Source organism: Agromyces sp. Root81, assembly GCF_001429165.1.
Classification (GTDB): Bacteria; Actinomycetota; Actinomycetes; order Actinomycetales; family Microbacteriaceae; genus Agromyces.
Genome location: NZ_LMIR01000003.1, coordinates 373,676 through 390,685, shown reverse-complemented (window position 1 = coordinate 390,685; position 17,010 = coordinate 373,676). Strand labels below are relative to the sequence as shown.

The window sequence follows — 17,010 nt, the reverse complement described above, 5'->3', positions numbered from 1 at the left end:
TTAGGCTCGGCCGCCCTTCGTGCCCGCATCGGCGTCGACGGCCGTGAACGACCCGGTCACGGGAACCGCGACCGATCCCTCGCTCACCTCGAACATCTCCTCGCCCGCCTGCTCGAGTTCGCGCTCGAGGGGTGTGCCCGATCGCTGCTCGGCCTTCGCACGCTGGATGGCGCTCTGGGTGCCGAGGTCGGCGTTGGGGAGGAAGATCACGGCGATGAGCGTGATGATCGCGAGCGGCACGGCGGCGACGAAGACGCTGCCGATGCCCGTGCCGTAGGCCGACTCCACGATGACCCGCAGGAAGTCGGGCAGCTGGCTGATCTGCGGGATCGCCCCGGACCCGAGCGTCTGAGCCGCTTCGGCCTGCTGCTCGGGCGGGAGTCCGCCGATGCCGGTCTTGATGTTCTCGGCGACGACGGTGCCGAGGATCGACCCCATCACCGAGACGCCGATCGTGCCGCCGAGGCTGCGGAAGAAGGTGACGGCGCTCGTGGCGACGCCCATGTTCTTCACGGCCGTGGTGTTCTGCACGACGAGCACGAGGTTCTGCATGACCATGCCGACGCCCGCGCCGAGCACGAACATCGAGATGCCGACGTACCAGAAGTCCGTGTCGTACTGCAGCTGGGTGAGCAGCAGCACGCCGACGATCATGAGCGCGCTGCCCACGACCATGAACGCCTTCCACTTGCCGCGGCGGCTGACGAGCGCGCCGATGACGGTGGAGGAGATGAGCACGCCCGCCATCATCGGGATGGTGAGGAGGCCCGACTCCGTCGGCGTGGCGCCGCGAGCCAGCTGCATGTACTGGCTGAGGAAGACAGAGGTGCCGAACATCGCGACGCCGACCGAGATCGAAGCTATGACCGAGAGCGTGAAGGTGCGGTTCTTGAAGAGGCTGAGCGGGATCACCGGTTCGGTGACCTTCAGCTCGACGACGATCGCGATGATGAGCAGGAGTGCCGCGCCGCCGACCATGAGCAGGCTCGGCACGGAGATCCACTCGAAGTCGTTGCCGGCGAAGGTGACCCACAGCAGGAGCAGCGAGACGCCCGCCGAGATGAGCACGATGCCGAGATAGTCGATGGAGACCTTGGTCTTCGGGCGCTTCGGCAGGTGCAGCGTGCGCTGCAGCAGGATGAGCGCGGCGACGGCGATGGGCAGCCCGACGAAGAAGTTCCAGCGCCAGCCGAGCGTGTCGGTGATGACGCCGCCGAGCAGCGGTCCGCCGACCGTCGCGACGGCCATGACGGCGCCGAAGAGGCCTGCGTACTTGCCGCGCTCGCGCGGGCTGATGATGTCGGCCATGACGATCTGGCTGAGGGCGGCGAGGCCGCCGGCGCCGAGGCCCTGGAAGACGCGCATCGTGATGAGCGTGCCGGCGTCCTGGGAGAAGCCGGCGAGTGCGGAGGCGACGACGAAGATCACGAGGGCGAGCTGCAGCAGCAGCTTGCGGTTGAAGAGGTCGGCGAGCTTGCCCCAGATGGGCGTCGAGACCGTGGTGGCGAGCAGGGTCGCCGTGACGACCCAGGTGAACGCCGACTGGTCGCCGCCGAGGTCGGAGATGATGACGGGCAGCGAACTGCCGACGACCGTCGAGGCGATCATCGAGACGAACATGCCGAGCAGCAGGCCGGAGAGGGCGGTGAGCACCTCTCGGTGGGTCATGCCGCTCTCGGTGAGTTCGACGGATGCCGCGGCATCCGGACTCTTCCGTGGTGCGGGCTTCTTGGGCGCGCGATTGCGCGAGGCGAGTGCCATGTGACTCCTGAAATTGATTGACTATCGTCAACTATAAAAAGATAGTAGACCTATGTCAACTAATGACGGAGCACCGGGGTCACTCGATGACGGCGGTCGCCTCCAGCTCGACGAGGGCGTCGGGGCGGCCGAGCGCCGCCACGATCAGCACCGTCAGCGCGGTCGGATACGGCCCCCACACGCGCGCCGACGCGGCGTACCCCTCGTCGACCGACTGCCCGGCGGCGAGGTAGACCGCGAGGCGCACGACGTTGCTCTGGTCGGCGCCGGCCTCGGCGAGCACGGTGAGCACGTTTCTGATCGCCTGCTCGGTCTGCGGGCCGAGTCCGCCGGGGACGATCGCCCCTGAGGGATCGGTGCCGTTCTGGCCGCCCACGTGCAGCGTGCGGTGCGCGCCTGTCACGAGCACCCCCTGGCTGAAGGCCGGGTTCGAGTGCAGGGTCTCTGGATTCAGGTGTGTGATCTCCATGCTCGCGAGTCTGCTCCCGTCCGCCGACATCGGCGAGGGGATCGGCCTGATCGCCCGCGATTTGCGAGTGGCCGGGGCATCCGTTAGCCTGTACGGAGCCGAAGACCGCTGGTCGTCGTGCGCACAGCAATGTGTTCACGATCGAAGTCTTGTGAAAGCAAGGGCCCGCGCAGGTGTGACGAAGACATTCCGGGTGATCCGGGCCGAGCTCCGCGCAACTGCGCTGGAGCTTTTTTCTTTTCCCACGAACGTTCCAGCGCTCCAGGCCGTGCACCGCCACCGCGATGCATGTTGAGTACACAAGGAGTGGCCATGGCGAACAAGGAAGCCTCGGTTGCCGAACTCACGAACCTGTTCGAGAGCTCGACCGCCGTTCTGCTGACCGAATACCGCGGCCTGACGGTTGCCCAGCTCAAGCAGCTGCGCGGCAACATCCGTCAGGACGCGAGCTACGCCGTGGTGAAGAACACGCTGACCAAGATCGCCGCGAACAACGCGGGGATCACGACGCTGGACGACGACCTCACCGGTCCGTCCGCCGTCGCCTTCGTGCACGGCGACTTCGTCGCCACTGCCAAGGCCGTTCGTGACTTCGCCAAGGCAAACCCGAGTCTTGTGATCAAGGGCGGCGTCTTCGAGGGCAAGACCCTCAACGCCGACGAGGTCAACAAGTACGCCTCGCTCGAGAGCCGTGAGGTTCTGCTTGCGAAGGCAGCGGGAATGATGAAGGCGACGATGGGCAAGGCTGCCGCCACCATCGACGCGCTTCGCGAAAAGCTGGAGACCGCGGCCGCGTAAGCGCCCGACGATCTCGTTCTACAAACCCCAAATATCTAGGAGATACATCATGGCGAAGCTCACCACTGAAGAGCTGCTCGAGCAGTTTTCCGGCCTGACGCTTGTCGAGCTCAGCGAGTTCGTGAAGGCGTTCGAGGAGAAGTTCGAGGTCACCGCGGCCGCTCCCGTCGCCGCTGCCGGTGGCGCTGGCGCTGCTGCTGAAGAGGTCGAGGAGAAGGACTCCTTCGACGTCGTCCTCGAGGCTGCCGGCGACAAGAAGATCCAGGTCATCAAGACCGTCCGCGAGCTCACCTCGCTCGGCCTCGGCGAGGCCAAGGCCGTCGTCGACGGTGCTCCCAAGGCCGTGCTCGAGGGCGCGAACAAGGAGACCGCCGAGAAGGCGAAGGCTGCCCTCGAGGAAGCCGGCGCAACCGTCACCCTCAAGTAATCCGCGCCCTCGCGAGAGGGTCGCAGCTTGAGGTGACCTGCGTCACCTGAACACACGGATGCCCCGTGGCTCAAATGAGCCACGGGGCATCCGTCGTCTCTTCAGGCCGTCAGGCCCACGGCGTGTCAGCGGTCGAAGCGCTCGCCCGCCGGGTCGGAGTCCATGATGAAGAAGACGAGCAGGATGATGCCGCCGACGAGCGGGATGAAGCCGATGAAGTACCAGCCGCCCGAACGGTTCGTGTCGTGCAGGCGTCGCCATGCCAGGGCGAGCCACGGCACGAAGGTGGCGAGCAGCCAGAGCACGGACGGAATCAGGGCGACCGCGAACCCCGGGCCGGGCTGGGTTCCGCCGGTCTCGGAGATCGTGGCGCCGCTGAAGCCGCCGATCGCCGCGATCACGTAGAGCACGACGGCGATGATCGTGTTGAAGAGGTACCACCACCAGAACTCGCTGCGGCTCGCACGGCCGGAGAAGGTCGCGTACTTCTTGAAGAAGCGGCTGATCGCCTGGCCGAACGACGCTCCGTAGAGGGGCGCGGACAGGGGAGTGGCTGCGGTGCTGGTGGTCATGTGGTTCCTTCGATCGAACAGTGCAGGGATGGTGCGTGCAGGGGGCGTGGCGAAGCGGTTCGCAGCGCCGCGCATGACATCCTGACCGTGATCCCGGCGACTGTCGCGGCGGCGCGCCGGAGGTGGGCCTCCGTTTCGCCGCGGTTTGCGCGCAGTTTGCATAGCTCGGCTATGTATAATCGATGCCATGACGCAACCCGACCTCCCCACGGTCATCGGCGACCTCGTCTCCGTGAACCACCGACTCACCAGGCTCGCAGCGACCGTCACCGGCAACACCGAGTCGCCCGCCGTCTGGCGCACGCTCAGCGTGCTGCGCGACCTCGGGCCGATGCGGCTCGGCGAACTCGCGCGGGTCAGTCGCGTCACCCAGCCGACCATGACGAAGCTCGTGCACGCGCTCGACGAGCGCGGCTGGATCCGCCGCATCGTCGATGCGAACGACGCGAGGGCCATGCTCATCTCCGTCGACCCGCGCGGGCTCGCCGAGCTCGACGCCTGGCGCAGCGAACTGGCTCACGCGCTCGCCCCGACGTTCGCCGACCTCGACGCCGCCGAGCTCGACACGCTCGCCGCGGCCGTCGAGATCGTGCGCACGCGCCTCGAGCGGGTTCGCGACGCCGTGAGCACCGGAGACGTCGCGTGAGCGCCGGCCACGGTGCATCCGCCTCGATCCTGAAGCAGCCGAAGGCCGTCTGGGCGGTCGCGTTCGCGAGCGTCATCGCGTTCATGGGCATCGGACTCGTCGACCCGATCCTGCCCGCGATCGCCCGGAGCCTCGAGGCCACGCCCACCGAGACCGAGATGCTCTTCACGAGCTACCTGCTCGTCACCGGTCTCGCGATGCTCGGCACGAGCTGGGTCTCGAGTCGCATCGGTGCGAAGAAGACCCTGCTCATCGGCCTCGGCATCATCGTCGTGTTCGCCGGGGCCGCCGGTCTCTCGCAGAACGTCGAGTCGATCATCGGCTTCCGCGCAGGGTGGGGGCTCGGCAACGCCCTCTTCATCTCCACGGCGCTCGCGACCATCGTCGGCGCGGCGTCGGGCGGCACCGCCTCGGCGATCATCCTCTACGAGGCGGCGCTCGGCCTCGGCATCGCGATCGGCCCGCTCCTCGGCGGGCTCCTCGGCCACCTCAGCTGGCGCGGTCCGTTCTTCGGCACGGCGACCCTCATGGCGATCGGCTTCATCGCGGTCGTGGTCTTCCTGAAGGACGACACGGATGACCCGGGCGCACAGCGGCCCGAACCGACGCGACTCTCGGCGCCGTTGCGGGCCCTGCGCCAGCCGGCGCTCGCGGTGCTCGCCGGCGCAGCGCTCTTCTACAACATCGGCTTCTTCGTGCTGCTCGCGTACTCGCCGTTCCCGCTCGGCTTCGACGCGCTCGGGCTCGGCTTCACCTTCTTCGGGTGGGGCGTCGCGCTCGCGATCACCTCGGTCTTCCTTGCGCCGGTGCTGACGGCGCGGATGCCGCGCACGACCGTGCTGTGGATCGCGCTGCCGACCCTCGCCGTCGTGCTCGCGGCCGCCGGCTTCGTGATCGACGAGCCCGGCCTGCTCGTCGTGTGCATCGTGGTCGGCGGCCTCGTGCTCGGCGTGCTGAACACCGTGCTCACCGAGTGCGTGATGGAGGCGACCGACCTGCAGCGCTCGGTCGCGTCGAGCGCCTACTCGGCGGTGCGCTTCCTCGGCGGTGCGATCGCACCGCCCGCTGCCGCCGAGCTCGCGCATCTCATCTCGCCCGGGGCGCCGTACTTCGCCGCGGCCGGATCGGTGCTCGTGGCCCTGTTCATCGTGCTGTTCGGGCATCGGGCGCTGCGCCGGGTGAACGGCGCGCCCGAGCCCCGGGCCGTGGAGGCTGAGGCGATCTCGGTCGGCGACGCCGCCTGAGGCATCCGCTCAGCCATTCGCGCCCGCTGGCGGCTCAGCGCGGAGCCGCCGTCGAGCTCGACCGCACCACGAGGCGGGTCGGCATCGGCGCGCCCGAGTCGGGCAGCGGGTCGGCGACGGATTCGTCGCCGAGGAGTCGCAGCACGACGTCGACGGCCGACCGGCCCTGTTCGCCGGGGTACTGCTCGACGGTCGTGAGGTCGAACATCTCGGCGTACTCGTGCCCGTCGACGCCCACGATCGAGAGGTCGCGGGGCACCGTGATGCCGAGCCGCTCGGCGGCGCGCATGGCGCCGAAGGCCACTTCGTCGGATGCCGCGAACAGCGCCGTCGGTCGAGGGCCGGGGTGCCCGAGCAGCTGCAGCGCTGCGCGGTAGCCGCCCGGCATGGTCATGTCGGTCTCGACGATGTCGGCCGGCGAGGGCGAGTGGCCCGCCGCGGCCATGGCATCGAGGTAGCCGTGTCGTCGCCGGCCGTGCACGGTGTCGAGTTGGCCGCCCGCTCCGATGCCCGCGAGGTGGGCGATGCGCGAGTGCCCGAGGTGGAGCAGGTGCTCCGTCGCGAGCTGACCGACGGCGCGATCGTCGATGGAGAGACGGGCGGCCGCGCCGCCGCTGCCCCCGAGACAGACGAGCGCCTTCTCGCGGCGTTCGAGCGCGGCGACCTCGCTCTCGTCGAGGTCGACGCCCACCGCGATGACCGCGTCCACGCGCTTGCGGGCGAGGAAGAACTCGAACACCCGCGTGCGCTCGGGGCGGCCGCGCTCCGAGAGGTTGTAGAGCGTGAGGTCGTAGCCGGCCGCGAGGAGCGCACGCTCGATGCCCTCGAGCACCTCGCCGAAGAACCAGCGATTGACGAACGGGATGACCACACCGACGTTCTTGGTGCGCCCGGTGACGAGGCTCGCCGCGTCGGGTGAGGCGATGTACCCGATGTCGGCTGCGGCCGACTCGACGCGCCGACGCGTCTCGTCGGCGACGTAGCCGTTGCCGGAGAGGGCCCGGGAGGCCGTGGCCTTCGAGACGCCGGCCAGGCGTGCGACATCGCCGATGGCGACCATGCTCGCCTCCCTTCGTCGGGCTGCTTCGAGCCAGAGTGTACTGTCGCCCGGGCGATTATGGAACCGTTTCCTGAACGGCGCCAGATGATCGGCATCTCGCAGCGACGAGCGGGTGGGAGCGCTCTCTGCCCGTCGGTGCGGCGCCACGGGGGAGTGGCCGAACCGTGACCTCCCATCCCTTGTGAGGAGGGCGGCGGGTGTTCTAGCGTGGAGGCTGGAACCGGTTCCCGGCTTCGCCTGCACCACATTCACTCGACGAGGAGATGACATGAGAATCAGACGGCATCGCCGTTGGATGGCCCCCGTGGTGGCGGCCGCGGCGGTTGGACTCGCACTCACAGGCTGCACCGGAGACGCCGCGAATGACGACGCGGCCGAGGTCGATTGCGCCGACTACGAGCAATACGGCACGTTCGACGGCGCCGAGGTCACCGCCGCCAGCACGATCGTCGACATCGAGGCAGATCGACTCAACGAGTCGTGGGCCGACTTCGAGACCTGCACCGGCATCGACGTCGAGTACCAGGGATCGAAGGAGTTCGAGGCCCAGATCGCGGTGCTCGCCGAGGGCGGCAACGCGCCCGATGTCGGTTTCGTGCCGCAGCCCGGCCTGCTCGCGCGACTCGCCCAGGGTGGCTGGTTGATCCCGGCCTCCGAGCCGGTCGAGGCGAACGTCGACGAATGGTGGGCTGAGGACTGGAAGCCGTACGGCAGCTATGAAGACACCCTCTACGCCGCCCCGCTCATGGCGAGCGTCAAGGGCTACGTCTGGTACTCGCCGACGGAGTTCGAGGAGAAGGGGTACGAGATTCCGAAGACGCTCGACGAACTCAAGGAACTGTCCGACACCATCGCGGCAGAGGGTGAACACAAGCCGTGGTGCGTCGGCCTCGAGTCCGGTGACGCGACCGGGTGGCCGGCCACCGACTGGATCGAGGACTACATGCTGCGCATGCATGGCCCCGACGTGTACGACCAGTGGGTGACCCATGAGATCCCGTTCAACGACCCACGGGTGGTCGAGGCGTTCGATGCCGTCGGCGAGTACCTGAAGAGCGACGACATGGTGAACGGCGGCATCGGCGACGTGTCGACGCAGCTGACCGAGGCCTTCGGAACCGGCGGTCTGCCGATCCTCGATGGCGAGTGCTCGCTGCACCACCAGGCATCGTTCTACGAGACCTTCTGGAACCCCGAGGGCGGGGACGAGGTCTCGGTGGCGTCCGATGGCGACGTGTTCGGCTTCCTGACCCCGCCGGCGAACGCCGACGACCCCCAGGCGGTGACGGGCGGCGGTGAGTTCGTCGTCGCGTTCCGCGAGGCCGAAGAGGTCGAGGCGTTCCGCGCGTTCCTCTCGAGCGACACCTGGGCGAACATCCGCGTGAGCATCGGCGGTACCGTCAGTGCGAACAAGGGTGTCGATCCCGAGAACGCGTCGAGCGAGCTGCTCGTGCAGACGATCCAGATCCTCCAAGATCCCGAGACGACGTTCCGGTTCGATGGATCCGACCTGATGCCCGGTGCCGTCGGCGCCGACTCCTTCTGGAAGGGCATCGTCGCGTGGATCGGAGGCGAGAGCACCACACAGGTCGTCGACGCCATCGAGGCGAGCTGGCCGGCGAGCTAGCCCGCGCATCACGCCCGCGCGAGCGACGGGCGCGGCATGATCGAGGGGCGGGGCACGTAACCCCGCCCCTCGTCACCCCGGTTCCACCAACGGCCCAGTTTCAATGAAGAACATCGGGAGGCACGATGACCACGGCCGATCTCCTCGGCAAGATCCTGCAGGTGGTGATGGGCCTCGCCGTGTTCGCTGCGGTCGTGGGCCTGCTGATCTTCTTCATCGACAAGGCGCCCAAGAAGGGTCGCGATTACTGGCAGCTCGCCCTGTTCCTGCTGCCCGCGATGCTGTTCGTCGTGATCGGCCTGGTCTATCCGGCCATCCGCACGAGCCTCCTCGCGTTCCAGAACAACAGCGGTGAGTGGACGTTCGACAACTTCATCTGGATGTTCACCCAGCCCGCCGCCATCCGCACGCTCATCAACACGTTCATCTGGGTGGCGCTCGCACCGATCATCTCGACGGCGATCGGCCTCGCCTACGCCGTGTTCATCGACAAGTCGCGCGGTGAGAAGTACTACAAGGTGATCCTCTTCATGCCGATCGCGATCTCGTTCGTCGGAGCCAGCGTCATCTGGAAGTTCGTCTACGAGTACCGCTCGGGCGATCGCGAGCAGATCGGCCTGCTGAACGCGATCGTGGTCGCGTTCGGCGGCGAACCGGTGCAGTGGATGCAGACCGACCCGATCAATACGATCCTGCTCATCGTCATCATGATCTGGATCCAGACCGGCTTCGCGATGGTGCTGCTCAGCGCCGCCATCAAGGGCGTCCCCTCCGAACAGGTCGAGGCAGCACAACTCGACGGCACGAATGCCTGGCAGCGGTTCAGGAACGTGACCGTCCCGGGCATTCGAGGTTCCCTCGTCGTGGTGTTCACGACCATCTCGATCGCGACGCTGAAGGTCTTCGACATCGTGCGAACGATGACAGCAGGCAACTTCGACACCAGCGTCGTCGCGAACGAGATGTACACGCAGGCCTTCCGAGCAAGCGAGGTCGGCCGCGGCTCAGCGCTCGCGCTGATCCTGTTCGTCTTCGTCCTCCCGATCATCATCTACAACGTCAATGTGCTTCGCAAGCAGAGGGAGATCCGATGAGCAGCGTCGCCCCCGCCGAGCTCCCGATCGGCAAGGCCCTCGCAGACGGCGAGGCCGCCGAGCTCGCCGAGACCCAGCCCGGTAGCAAGGCGGCGCGCGTCAAGAAGCGCCTGACCTCGCGCACGGCGACGATCGTCTCCCTCGTCATCGCGGTGCTCTGGACCATCCCGACGTTCGGGCTGCTGGTCTCGTCGTTCCGGCCTGCGGAGCTCATCAACACGACGGGGTGGTGGACGATCTTCCAGAACCCCGGCTTCACCCTCGACAACTACGCTGACGTGCTCTTCTCGTCGTCGTCGTCGTCACCGCAACTCGGGGCCTACATCGTCAACTCGATCGCGATCACGGTGGTCGCCACGCTGATCACATTGGTCTTCGCGGCGATGGCGGCATACGCGTTCGCCTGGATCAAGTTCAAGTGGGTGAACTGGCTGTTCATCTTCGTGTTCGCCCTGCAGATCATCCCCCTGCAGATGTCGCTCGTGCCGTTGCTGCAGATCTTCTCGAACTGGCTTCGACCGATGCAGGCGTGGTTGCACGACATCGTGCCGATCATTCCCGAGCAGAACTACCTCCCGCTCTGGCTCGCCCACGCGATGTTCGGCCTGCCGCTCGCCATCTTCCTGCTGCACAACTTCATCTCCGACATCCCCGCCGACATCATCGAAGCGGCGAAGGTCGACGGCGCGACGCACGGTCAGATCTTCTTCCGCATCGTGCTGCCGCTCGCGACTCCGGCGCTCGCCTCATTCGCGATCTTCCAATTCATCTGGGTCTGGAACGACCTGCTCGTCGCGCTCATCTTCTCCGGGGGCACGCAAGACGTCGCGCCGATCACCCAACGTCTGGCCGAGATGGCCGGCACCCGGGGACAGGACTGGGAGCGCCTGACGGCGGCGGCCTTCGTCTCGATCGTCATTCCGCTCATCGTGTTCTTCAGCCTGCAGCGCTACTTCGTGCGCGGCCTCCTCGCGGGTGCCACGAAGGGATAGGCGAGACGGGCGAGCGTGCTCGGCGCCACGGTGACGTGGGAAGCGGCGGGCACCCATCGGGTACCCGCCGCTCTTCCTGCGTCGTGATCAGCTCACGTCACCGATTCCCATCGCTCGACGACGCGCTGCGAACAGCGCCGCGCTGCCGAGGGCGAGCAGGAGCATCGATCCGGCGAGCAGGCCGCCCACGCCTTCACTGCCGGTGGTGGCCAGCCCTGCCGGCGTGACCGGCGCCGCCGGGCACGGGTGCAGGCTGAAGTCGACGCTCGCGGAGAGCATCACCGACTCGAGCGGTGTGAACCCGCCACCGCCGATGAACGGCGGTTCCTCCCAGGTGGCCTCGAAGACGCCGTTGATCCACGCGGTGTACGCGTGATCCGCCGGCAGCGATGAGATCAGCAGCTGGGCGTTGCCCGAAGCGTCACCCATGACGACGTGCACGCCGCCGTAGGGAGTGCCGTCAGGCGTGCCGCGGTCGGTGACCTTCACCTCGTACTCCACTCCCTGGACCAGGCCGGAGAGCGTGAGCTGTGCCGAGCCGGTACCGCCGGGTGCCGGGCACTCCGTCACGGTCACGGTGATCATCGGTTGGCAGGGTTCGATCGCGAAGCCGACCCAGTCGAAGACCGGATCTCCGTCGCCGTCCCATTCGATGGCGGCGATGAAGTTGCCGGGCGGCAGATCCTCGACCATGACGACCTCGGTGTCAGCGGTCGCCTCGAACGTGTCGGAGGCTGCGTAGCCTTCGCCCGTCACCTCCCACGAGTAGGACTCGCCGACGATGAGCCCCGTGAACGTCACGGTGGCCGTGCCTTCATCGCCGATCACGCAGTCGCCCGGGGTGACCATCACGTCGAGCTCGGGGCAGGCGCCGATGGTGAAGAACTGCTCGTCGAGGATCTCCCATTCGCCCTCGATGATCGATTGCGAGAGCGTGACCGAGTAGTCACCGGGCGGGAGGGCGAATGAGCCTTCGACGTCTCCGGTCTCATCGGAGAAGCTCGCGTCGGCGACGAGGTCGCCGTCGCTGTTCCACACCTCAACCAGGTAGTCGACGTTCTCCTGCAGCGGCCCGAGGGTGAATTCGAGCTGTCCGGTGCCGTTGTGGAGCACGCAGCCGACGGGGTTGATGATCAGCGCCGGTACCGGCGTCGGAATGACGCAGTCGTTCTCATAGATCGCCTGGCCCTCTTCATCCCAGTTCAGGCCGGGGAAGTAGGCGGGTACCTCGCCTCCGTCGTCGTAGAAGAACGGCGGGATGATGTCGCCCCATTCGGTGTGCTTCGGGATCTCCACGTAGAAGATCGGGCCGACGTGATCGGCGTGGCCCGAGACGTCTCCGTCGGCGGCTGGCTCGTTCACCACATACGGGTTCTTGTACGAGGCGGTCGCGTGGCAGATCTCGACCTTGTCGACGACCTCGTCGCCCGGGGGCACCAGCAGCGCCGCCGCGAACGCGGCTGCGGCCGGTTCCTCGGCGGTCGCCGTGTCGCCGGGTGGCGCAGCATCCTGCTCAGGGGGTGCGGCCGAATCCGAAGGTGGAACCGCGGCGGCGTCTTCAGTCGGCGCGGGCGGGGCGGGGTCGGGGGCGGGTGGCTGCGCCTGGTCGGCGGCATCACCGGGGTCGGCGACTTCGGGCGGCGGGTCGGCGGGCGGGGTCGATTCGGCGGCGGCCGCCGACTCCCCGGCGGCAGCCGGGGCCGCGAATGCGGTCACGCCGATCGTGGCGAGTCCGGCGATGGTGATCACCGCGAGGACTGACCGGAACGGTGCACGATCGGCTGTCAGGCGGGTCGTGGGTCGGAAAATGGACATGGAGCACTCCCTTCGGGTGGGAACTGCGATGCTCGCTCAAGGGTGTAGTCGAGCATTTCTCACGCTATTCCTGTCGGGCCACGCGAATTGACCCCAGTTCGGGGTCAATTCCGACTGCCGAGGGCGGCGAACAGTGCGTCGCAGCTCCGCCCGAGCAGCGGCGAAGACGCCGTCGCACGTGCCGCTTAGGCTTGGCCGCATGAGCATGCACGGGGGAGGGCCTCGAGGCGGCGGCGGCGGCGGCGGCGGAGCTGGAGGCGGCCGCGGCGCCGGCGGAGGCGGGGGCGGGCCCCGCCGGGGGTTCGCCGTCGACGTGGAGGCGCAGCGGGCCGCGAACGCCGAGGCGCCGAAGATCCCGAACCTGCTCGGGCGCATCGCCGAACTCTTCGCCGGGCACACGGCCGCGCTCGTCACGACGGTCGTGCTCGTGCTCATCGGCGCGGCGCTCGCCATCATCCCGCCCCTGCTGACCCAGCGCGCGTTCGACGACGGACTCTTCCCGGTCGATGCGAGCGGAGAGGTGTCTGGCCCGAACCTGCCGGTGCTCGTGTGGATCGTCATCGCGATGATCGCCGTGTTCGTCGTCTCGGCCCTGCTCGGGGTCTGGCAGACCTGGCTCACCGCGACCATCGGCAACAGCGTCATGGGCACGCTGCGCGTGCGACTCTTCACGCACCTCCAGGCCATGGAGCTGAGCTTCTTCACCCGCACGAAGACGGGCGTCATCCAGTCGCGCCTGCAGAACGACGTCGGCGGCGTCGCGGGCGTGCTGACGAACACGGTGTCGAGCGTGCTCGGCAACACCGTGACCGTGATCTCGGCGTTCATCGCGATGCTGATCCTCAACTGGCAGCTCACGATCATCGCGCTCGTGCTCATGCCGTTCATGGTCATCGCGCAGCGCCGCGTCGGCCAGGTGCGGGCGCGCATCGCCGGCAAGACGCAGGAGTCGCTCTCGGAGATGACGGCGATCACGCAGGAGACGCTGTCGGTCTCCGGCATCCTGCTGTCGAAGAGCTTCACCCGGCAGAAGAGCGAGATCGAGCGGTACGCCGACGAGAACGCCAACCAGATCCAGCTGCAGGTCAAGCAGCAGATGACGGGGCAGTGGTTCTTCGCGATGGTCAACATCTTCATGTCGTCGATCCCCGCGATCGTCTACCTGGTCGCCGGCTGGCTCATCGCCGGCGGTGCAGCGGATGTCACGGCGGGCACGATCGTCGCATTCACGACCGTGCAGGCGCGCCTGCTGTTCCCGCTCATGGGCCTCATGCGGGTCGCCCTCGACCTGCAGACCTCGAGCGCCCTCTTCGCGCGTATCTTCGAGTACCTCGACCTGAAGCCGGCGATCACCGATGCGCCCGACGCCCGCGAGGTTCCGCTGGGCCCGGCGCTCGGTCGCGTCGAGTTCGACGAGGTCTCGTTCCGATACCCCGACGCCGACGACGACTCGCGGCCGACGCTCGACGCGGTGAGCTTCACGATCGAGCCCGGGCAGTTCGCCGCGTTCGTCGGGCCGTCGGGCGCCGGCAAGACGACGGTCTCCTACCTCGTGCCGCGCCTGTACGAGGCGTCGGGCGGGGCCGTGCGCTTCGCGGGCGTCGACGTGCGCGAGCTCGACCAGGAGTCGCTCGTCTCGCACATCGGCATCGTCAGCCAGGAGACCTACCTCTTCCACGCCTCGATCGGCGAGAACCTCCGATACGCACGGCCCGACGCGAGCGACGCCGAGCTCGAGGCCGCGGCGCGGGCCGCGAACATCCACGAGACGATCGCCTCGTTCCCCGAGGGCTACGACACCGTGGTCGGCGAGCGCGGCTACCGGCTTTCGGGGGGCGAGAAGCAGCGCATCGCGATCGCACGCGTGCTGCTGAAGGACCCGGCCGTGCTCGTGCTCGACGAGGCGACGAGCGCCCTCGACACGATCTCCGAGCGCGTCGTGCAGGAGGCGCTCGACGACGCGGCACGAGGCCGCACGACCATCGCGATCGCCCACCGGCTCTCGACCGTCGTGTCGGCCGACGTCATCTTCGTGGTCGTCGCGGGGCGCATCGTCGAGCAGGGAACGCACGCCGAGCTCGTGGGCGCCGAGGGCGTCTACGCCTCGCTCTACCGTCAGCAGGAGGAGCGGCCGGTGCTCGAGGCCTGAGCGCCCTCACCGGCGATTTCGGGGGACACGACTTCGCTCGAACCCCTTGCGATCGGTGCACCCTCCGCCAGTAGAGTGTGGAGCATCTTGCCGGGGGGCCGAGAGGGGCGACGTGTCGACGACCGAACGAGGCGCGCCGCCCGAGGCATCCGCTGCCGACGACGTGACGACGCCACCGCCGGCCGTGCCGCCGGCCGCACCGCGCGCGTCGAGAGAGCCGAAACCGCGTGCGTCGAAGCCGCGCCGGGTCGGACTCAGCATCCAGTCGAAGCTGCTCATCATGCTGCTCGGGGTGAGCCTCGTCTCGTCGGTCATCGTCGGCGTCATCGGCTTCGTCAGCGGCCGCGAGTCGCTGCGGGCAGCGGCGGTCGACCAGCTGACCACGATCCGCGAGCTGCGCACGGGCGAGCTCGAGCGCGTCTTCACGGGGATGCAGACCGGCGTCACCCTCGACTCGCGCAACCTCAGCGCGCAGAACGCCTCGATCGCGCTGAACGCGGCGTTCGAGGAGGCCCAGTCGCGCCCGCTCACGGAGGAGCAGCGGGCGGAGCTCGAGACGTACTACGTCGACGAGTTCAACCAGGCACTGTCGGAGCGGGCCGGTGGCACCTACGCGGCGGGTGCGTTCATCCCCGAGTCGACGGCCGGTCAGTACCTGCAATACGAGTACACCTCGAAGGTCTACCGGTTCCCCGGCGGTGAACTCGACTTCGACGCCGCCATCAACGCCGGCGATGCCGGCGACGGCAGCCAGTGGTCGGCAGCACGCGAGCGGTACCACGACTACTTCCAGCGGATCATCGACGCTTCGGGGTACGACGACGTGCTCATGCTCGACACCGAGGGCAACGTCGTCTACGCCGCCTACTCCGGCCCCGACCTCGGCATGAACGTCATGACGGGGCCGCTCAAGGACTCGCAGCTCGCGGAGGCCTACCGCGAGGTGATGGCCACGAACTCGGTGAACGCGCTCGCGACGACGGATTACGAGCGGTACATCCCGTCGCTCAACGTGCCCGCGATCTGGGTGGTCTCACCGATCGGCAACTCCGAGCGGGTGACGGGCGCCATGGCGGCGCAGATCCCGATCAACGTGCTCAATGACGTGCTCACGGGTGACGAGCGCTGGAAGGAGCAGGGGCTCGGCGACACCGGCGAGGTCTACGTCGTCGGCAGCGACGACCTGATGCGCAGCACCTCGCGCCTGCTCATCGAGGACCCCGAGGCGTACGCGAAGCTCGCGGTGGCGAACGGCACGCCATCCGATCTCGTCGAACGCGAGATCGAGGTCGGCGGCACCGTGCTGTTGCAGCCGGTCACCACGGACTCGGTCCGGTTGGCCCAACAGGGCAAGTCCGGCACGTCGATCTCGAGGGGCTACCTCGGCCGCGACAACATCACCGCGTACACTCCGGTCGACATCGACGGGCTCAACTGGGTCGCCGTGGCCCGCATCGACACGGAGGAGGCCTTCGCCCCCGTCACGGACTTCACGCGCACCCTCGTGATCTCCACACTCGCGATCCTGCTCGCGGTGAGCGTGCTCTCGATGCTGCTCGCCCAGGTCTTCACGAGGCCGGTGCGGCGGCTGTCGGACGCCGTGCGGCGCGTCGCCGGCGGCGACCTCACCGTGCAGGTGCCGGCCGGTTCGCGCGACGAGTTCGGCGACCTCGGCAACGCCTTCAACGACATGAGCTCGAGCCTGCGCATCAAGCAGGAGCTCATCGAGGAGCAACGCGTCGAGAACGAACGCCTGCTGCACACGCTCATGCCCGAGGCCGTCGCGAAGCGCTATCAGGACGGCGAGGAGACCATCGCCGAGGTGCATCAGGACGTCTCCGTCATCTTCGCCGAACTCATCGGCTTCGATGACTTCACCGCGTCGCTGTCGAGTGACGACGAGATCGCGCAACTCAACGCGCTCATGCGCGGCTTCGACGAGGCGGCCGAGCGCACCGGCGTCGAGAAGGTGCGCACGCTCCACGGCGGGTATCTCGCCAGCTCCGGTCTCATCGTGCCGCGGGTCGACAACGTGCGGCGCGCGGTCGAGTTCGCGACCGAGCTGCGCTCCGTCGTCGAACGGTTCAACGCGTCGAACGAGGCATCCGTCGAACTGCGCGCCGGCATCGCGACCGGCACCGTGACGAGCGGGCTCGTCGGGCGCACGAGTCTCGCCTACGACCTCTGGGGCGACGCCGTGAACCTCGCCTACCGGGTGCGCAGCGTCGACGGCCGGCCCGGCATCTACGTGAGCCAGGCGGTGAAGGACCGACTGCAGGACGGCGTGCGCATCGTCTCGGCCGGCAGGATCGAGACCGCCGAGGGCGCCGAGACCGTGTGGCGGGTGGAGTAGCTC

General features: G+C 68.0%; 14 protein-coding genes. 9 read left to right on the top strand and 5 right to left on the bottom strand.

Annotation, left to right across the window (positions count from 1 at the left end; genetic code table 11):
* Together ASE14_RS16405 and ASE14_RS16400 are read right to left on the bottom strand one after the other, a co-directional pair.
* Window positions 1-1,668 (bottom strand): MDR family MFS transporter, encoded by a 1,668-nt coding sequence (locus ASE14_RS16405; RefSeq protein ID WP_056657777.1) that lies wholly within the window; start codon window positions 1,666-1,668, stop codon window positions 1-3.
* A gap of 172 nt (window positions 1,669-1,840) precedes the next feature.
* A complete protein-coding gene (locus ASE14_RS16400) occupies window positions 1,841-2,230 on the bottom strand; it encodes a RidA family protein (protein WP_056657443.1) in 390 nt (129 codons plus the stop codon).
* A 312-nt stretch (window positions 2,231-2,542) separates the two neighbouring features.
* Here ASE14_RS16400 and rplJ point away from each other — a divergent pair, with 312 nt between their 5' ends.
* Both rplJ and rplL read left to right on the top strand, forming a co-directional pair.
* The gene (gene rplJ / locus ASE14_RS16395) at window positions 2,543-3,028 is read left to right on the top strand and encodes a 50S ribosomal protein L10 (protein WP_056657440.1); all 486 of its coding nucleotides are present in this window, start codon (window positions 2,543-2,545) and stop codon (window positions 3,026-3,028) included.
* A gap of 49 nt (window positions 3,029-3,077) precedes the next feature.
* Complete coding sequence (gene rplL, locus ASE14_RS16390; RefSeq protein ID WP_056657438.1) at window positions 3,078-3,455, top strand: 50S ribosomal protein L7/L12; 378 nt, start codon at window positions 3,078-3,080, stop codon at window positions 3,453-3,455.
* 125 nt (window positions 3,456-3,580) lie between these two features.
* On the opposite strand, the gene ASE14_RS16385 is transcribed toward rplL, so the two are convergent.
* Window positions 3,581-4,027, bottom strand: a complete 447-nt coding sequence (locus tag ASE14_RS16385) for a DUF805 domain-containing protein (RefSeq protein WP_056657435.1) — start codon at window positions 4,025-4,027, stop codon at window positions 3,581-3,583.
* A 187-nt stretch (window positions 4,028-4,214) separates the two neighbouring features.
* Here ASE14_RS16385 and ASE14_RS16380 point away from each other — a divergent pair, with 187 nt between their 5' ends.
* Window positions 4,215-4,673 (top strand): MarR family winged helix-turn-helix transcriptional regulator, encoded by a 459-nt coding sequence (locus ASE14_RS16380; RefSeq protein WP_056657432.1) that lies wholly within the window; start codon window positions 4,215-4,217, stop codon window positions 4,671-4,673.
* Complete coding sequence (locus tag ASE14_RS16375; RefSeq protein ID WP_056657429.1) at window positions 4,670-5,917, top strand: MFS transporter; 1,248 nt, start codon at window positions 4,670-4,672, stop codon at window positions 5,915-5,917. The genes ASE14_RS16380 and ASE14_RS16375 overlap by 4 nt, the downstream gene beginning before the upstream one ends.
* 34 nt (window positions 5,918-5,951) lie before the next feature.
* On the opposite strand, the gene ASE14_RS16370 is transcribed toward ASE14_RS16375, so the two are convergent.
* The gene (locus ASE14_RS16370; protein ID WP_056657426.1) at window positions 5,952-6,977 is read right to left on the bottom strand and encodes a LacI family DNA-binding transcriptional regulator; all 1,026 of its coding nucleotides are present in this window, start codon (window positions 6,975-6,977) and stop codon (window positions 5,952-5,954) included.
* Window positions 6,978-7,245: 268 nt separating this feature from the next.
* On the opposite strand from ASE14_RS16370, the gene ASE14_RS16365 reads away from it, so the two are divergent.
* The 3 genes from ASE14_RS16365 to ASE14_RS16355 all read left to right on the top strand — a co-directional run bounded on the left by ASE14_RS16365 (window position 7,246) and on the right by ASE14_RS16355 (window position 10,690).
* Window positions 7,246-8,604, top strand: coding sequence for an ABC transporter substrate-binding protein (locus ASE14_RS16365; protein ID WP_056657424.1), 1,359 nt, complete (start codon window positions 7,246-7,248; stop codon window positions 8,602-8,604).
* Window positions 8,605-8,729: 125 nt separating this feature from the next.
* The gene (locus ASE14_RS16360; protein WP_056657422.1) at window positions 8,730-9,698 is read left to right on the top strand and encodes a carbohydrate ABC transporter permease; all 969 of its coding nucleotides are present in this window, start codon (window positions 8,730-8,732) and stop codon (window positions 9,696-9,698) included.
* Window positions 9,695-10,690 carry a carbohydrate ABC transporter permease gene (locus tag ASE14_RS16355; protein ID WP_056657419.1) on the top strand — a complete coding sequence of 332 codons (996 nt, stop codon included), beginning with the start codon at window positions 9,695-9,697 and terminating at the stop codon, window positions 10,688-10,690. The genes ASE14_RS16360 and ASE14_RS16355 overlap by 4 nt, the downstream gene beginning before the upstream one ends.
* An 87-nt stretch (window positions 10,691-10,777) precedes the next feature.
* On the opposite strand, the gene ASE14_RS16350 is transcribed toward ASE14_RS16355, so the two are convergent.
* A complete protein-coding gene (locus ASE14_RS16350; RefSeq protein WP_157373053.1) occupies window positions 10,778-12,505 on the bottom strand; it encodes a hypothetical protein in 1,728 nt (575 codons plus the stop codon).
* Between the two features lie 205 nt (window positions 12,506-12,710).
* Between ASE14_RS16350 and ASE14_RS16345 the strand changes: the two genes are divergently transcribed.
* The gene (locus ASE14_RS16345) at window positions 12,711-14,654 is read left to right on the top strand and encodes an ABC transporter ATP-binding protein (protein ID WP_082601001.1); all 1,944 of its coding nucleotides are present in this window, start codon (window positions 12,711-12,713) and stop codon (window positions 14,652-14,654) included.
* Window positions 14,655-14,766: 112 nt separating this feature from the next.
* Window positions 14,767-17,007: an adenylate/guanylate cyclase domain-containing protein gene (locus ASE14_RS16340; RefSeq protein ID WP_082600974.1), complete on the top strand. Its 2,241-nt coding sequence runs from the start codon at window positions 14,767-14,769 to the stop codon at window positions 17,005-17,007.
* The last annotated feature ends 3 nt before the right edge of the window (window positions 17,008-17,010 follow it).

What these genes read in the sequence shown, in the direction of transcription:
- ASE14_RS16400 (WP_056657443.1), bottom strand. Translation starts at nt 2,230, where the DNA reads ATGGAGATCACACACCTGAATCCAGAGACCCTGCACTCGAACCCGGCC.
- rplJ (WP_056657440.1), top strand. Translation starts at nt 2,543, where the DNA reads ATGGCGAACAAGGAAGCCTCGGTTGCCGAACTCACGAACCTGTTCGAG.
- ASE14_RS16360 (WP_056657422.1), top strand. Translation starts at nt 8,730, where the DNA reads ATGACCACGGCCGATCTCCTCGGCAAGATCCTGCAGGTGGTGATGGGC.
- ASE14_RS16350 (WP_157373053.1), bottom strand. Translation starts at nt 12,505, where the DNA reads ATGTCCATTTTCCGACCCACGACCCGCCTGACAGCCGATCGTGCACCG.
- ASE14_RS16365 (WP_056657424.1), top strand. Translation starts at nt 7,246, where the DNA reads ATGAGAATCAGACGGCATCGCCGTTGGATGGCCCCCGTGGTGGCGGCC.
- ASE14_RS16370 (WP_056657426.1), bottom strand. Translation starts at nt 6,977, where the DNA reads ATGGTCGCCATCGGCGATGTCGCACGCCTGGCCGGCGTCTCGAAGGCC.
- ASE14_RS16355 (WP_056657419.1), top strand. Translation starts at nt 9,695, where the DNA reads ATGAGCAGCGTCGCCCCCGCCGAGCTCCCGATCGGCAAGGCCCTCGCA.
- ASE14_RS16345 (WP_082601001.1), top strand. Translation starts at nt 12,711, where the DNA reads ATGCACGGGGGAGGGCCTCGAGGCGGCGGCGGCGGCGGCGGCGGAGCT.
- rplL (WP_056657438.1), top strand. Translation starts at nt 3,078, where the DNA reads ATGGCGAAGCTCACCACTGAAGAGCTGCTCGAGCAGTTTTCCGGCCTG.
- ASE14_RS16380 (WP_056657432.1), top strand. Translation starts at nt 4,215, where the DNA reads ATGACGCAACCCGACCTCCCCACGGTCATCGGCGACCTCGTCTCCGTG.
- ASE14_RS16385 (WP_056657435.1), bottom strand. Translation starts at nt 4,027, where the DNA reads ATGACCACCAGCACCGCAGCCACTCCCCTGTCCGCGCCCCTCTACGGA.
- ASE14_RS16405 (WP_056657777.1), bottom strand. Translation starts at nt 1,668, where the DNA reads ATGACCCACCGAGAGGTGCTCACCGCCCTCTCCGGCCTGCTGCTCGGC.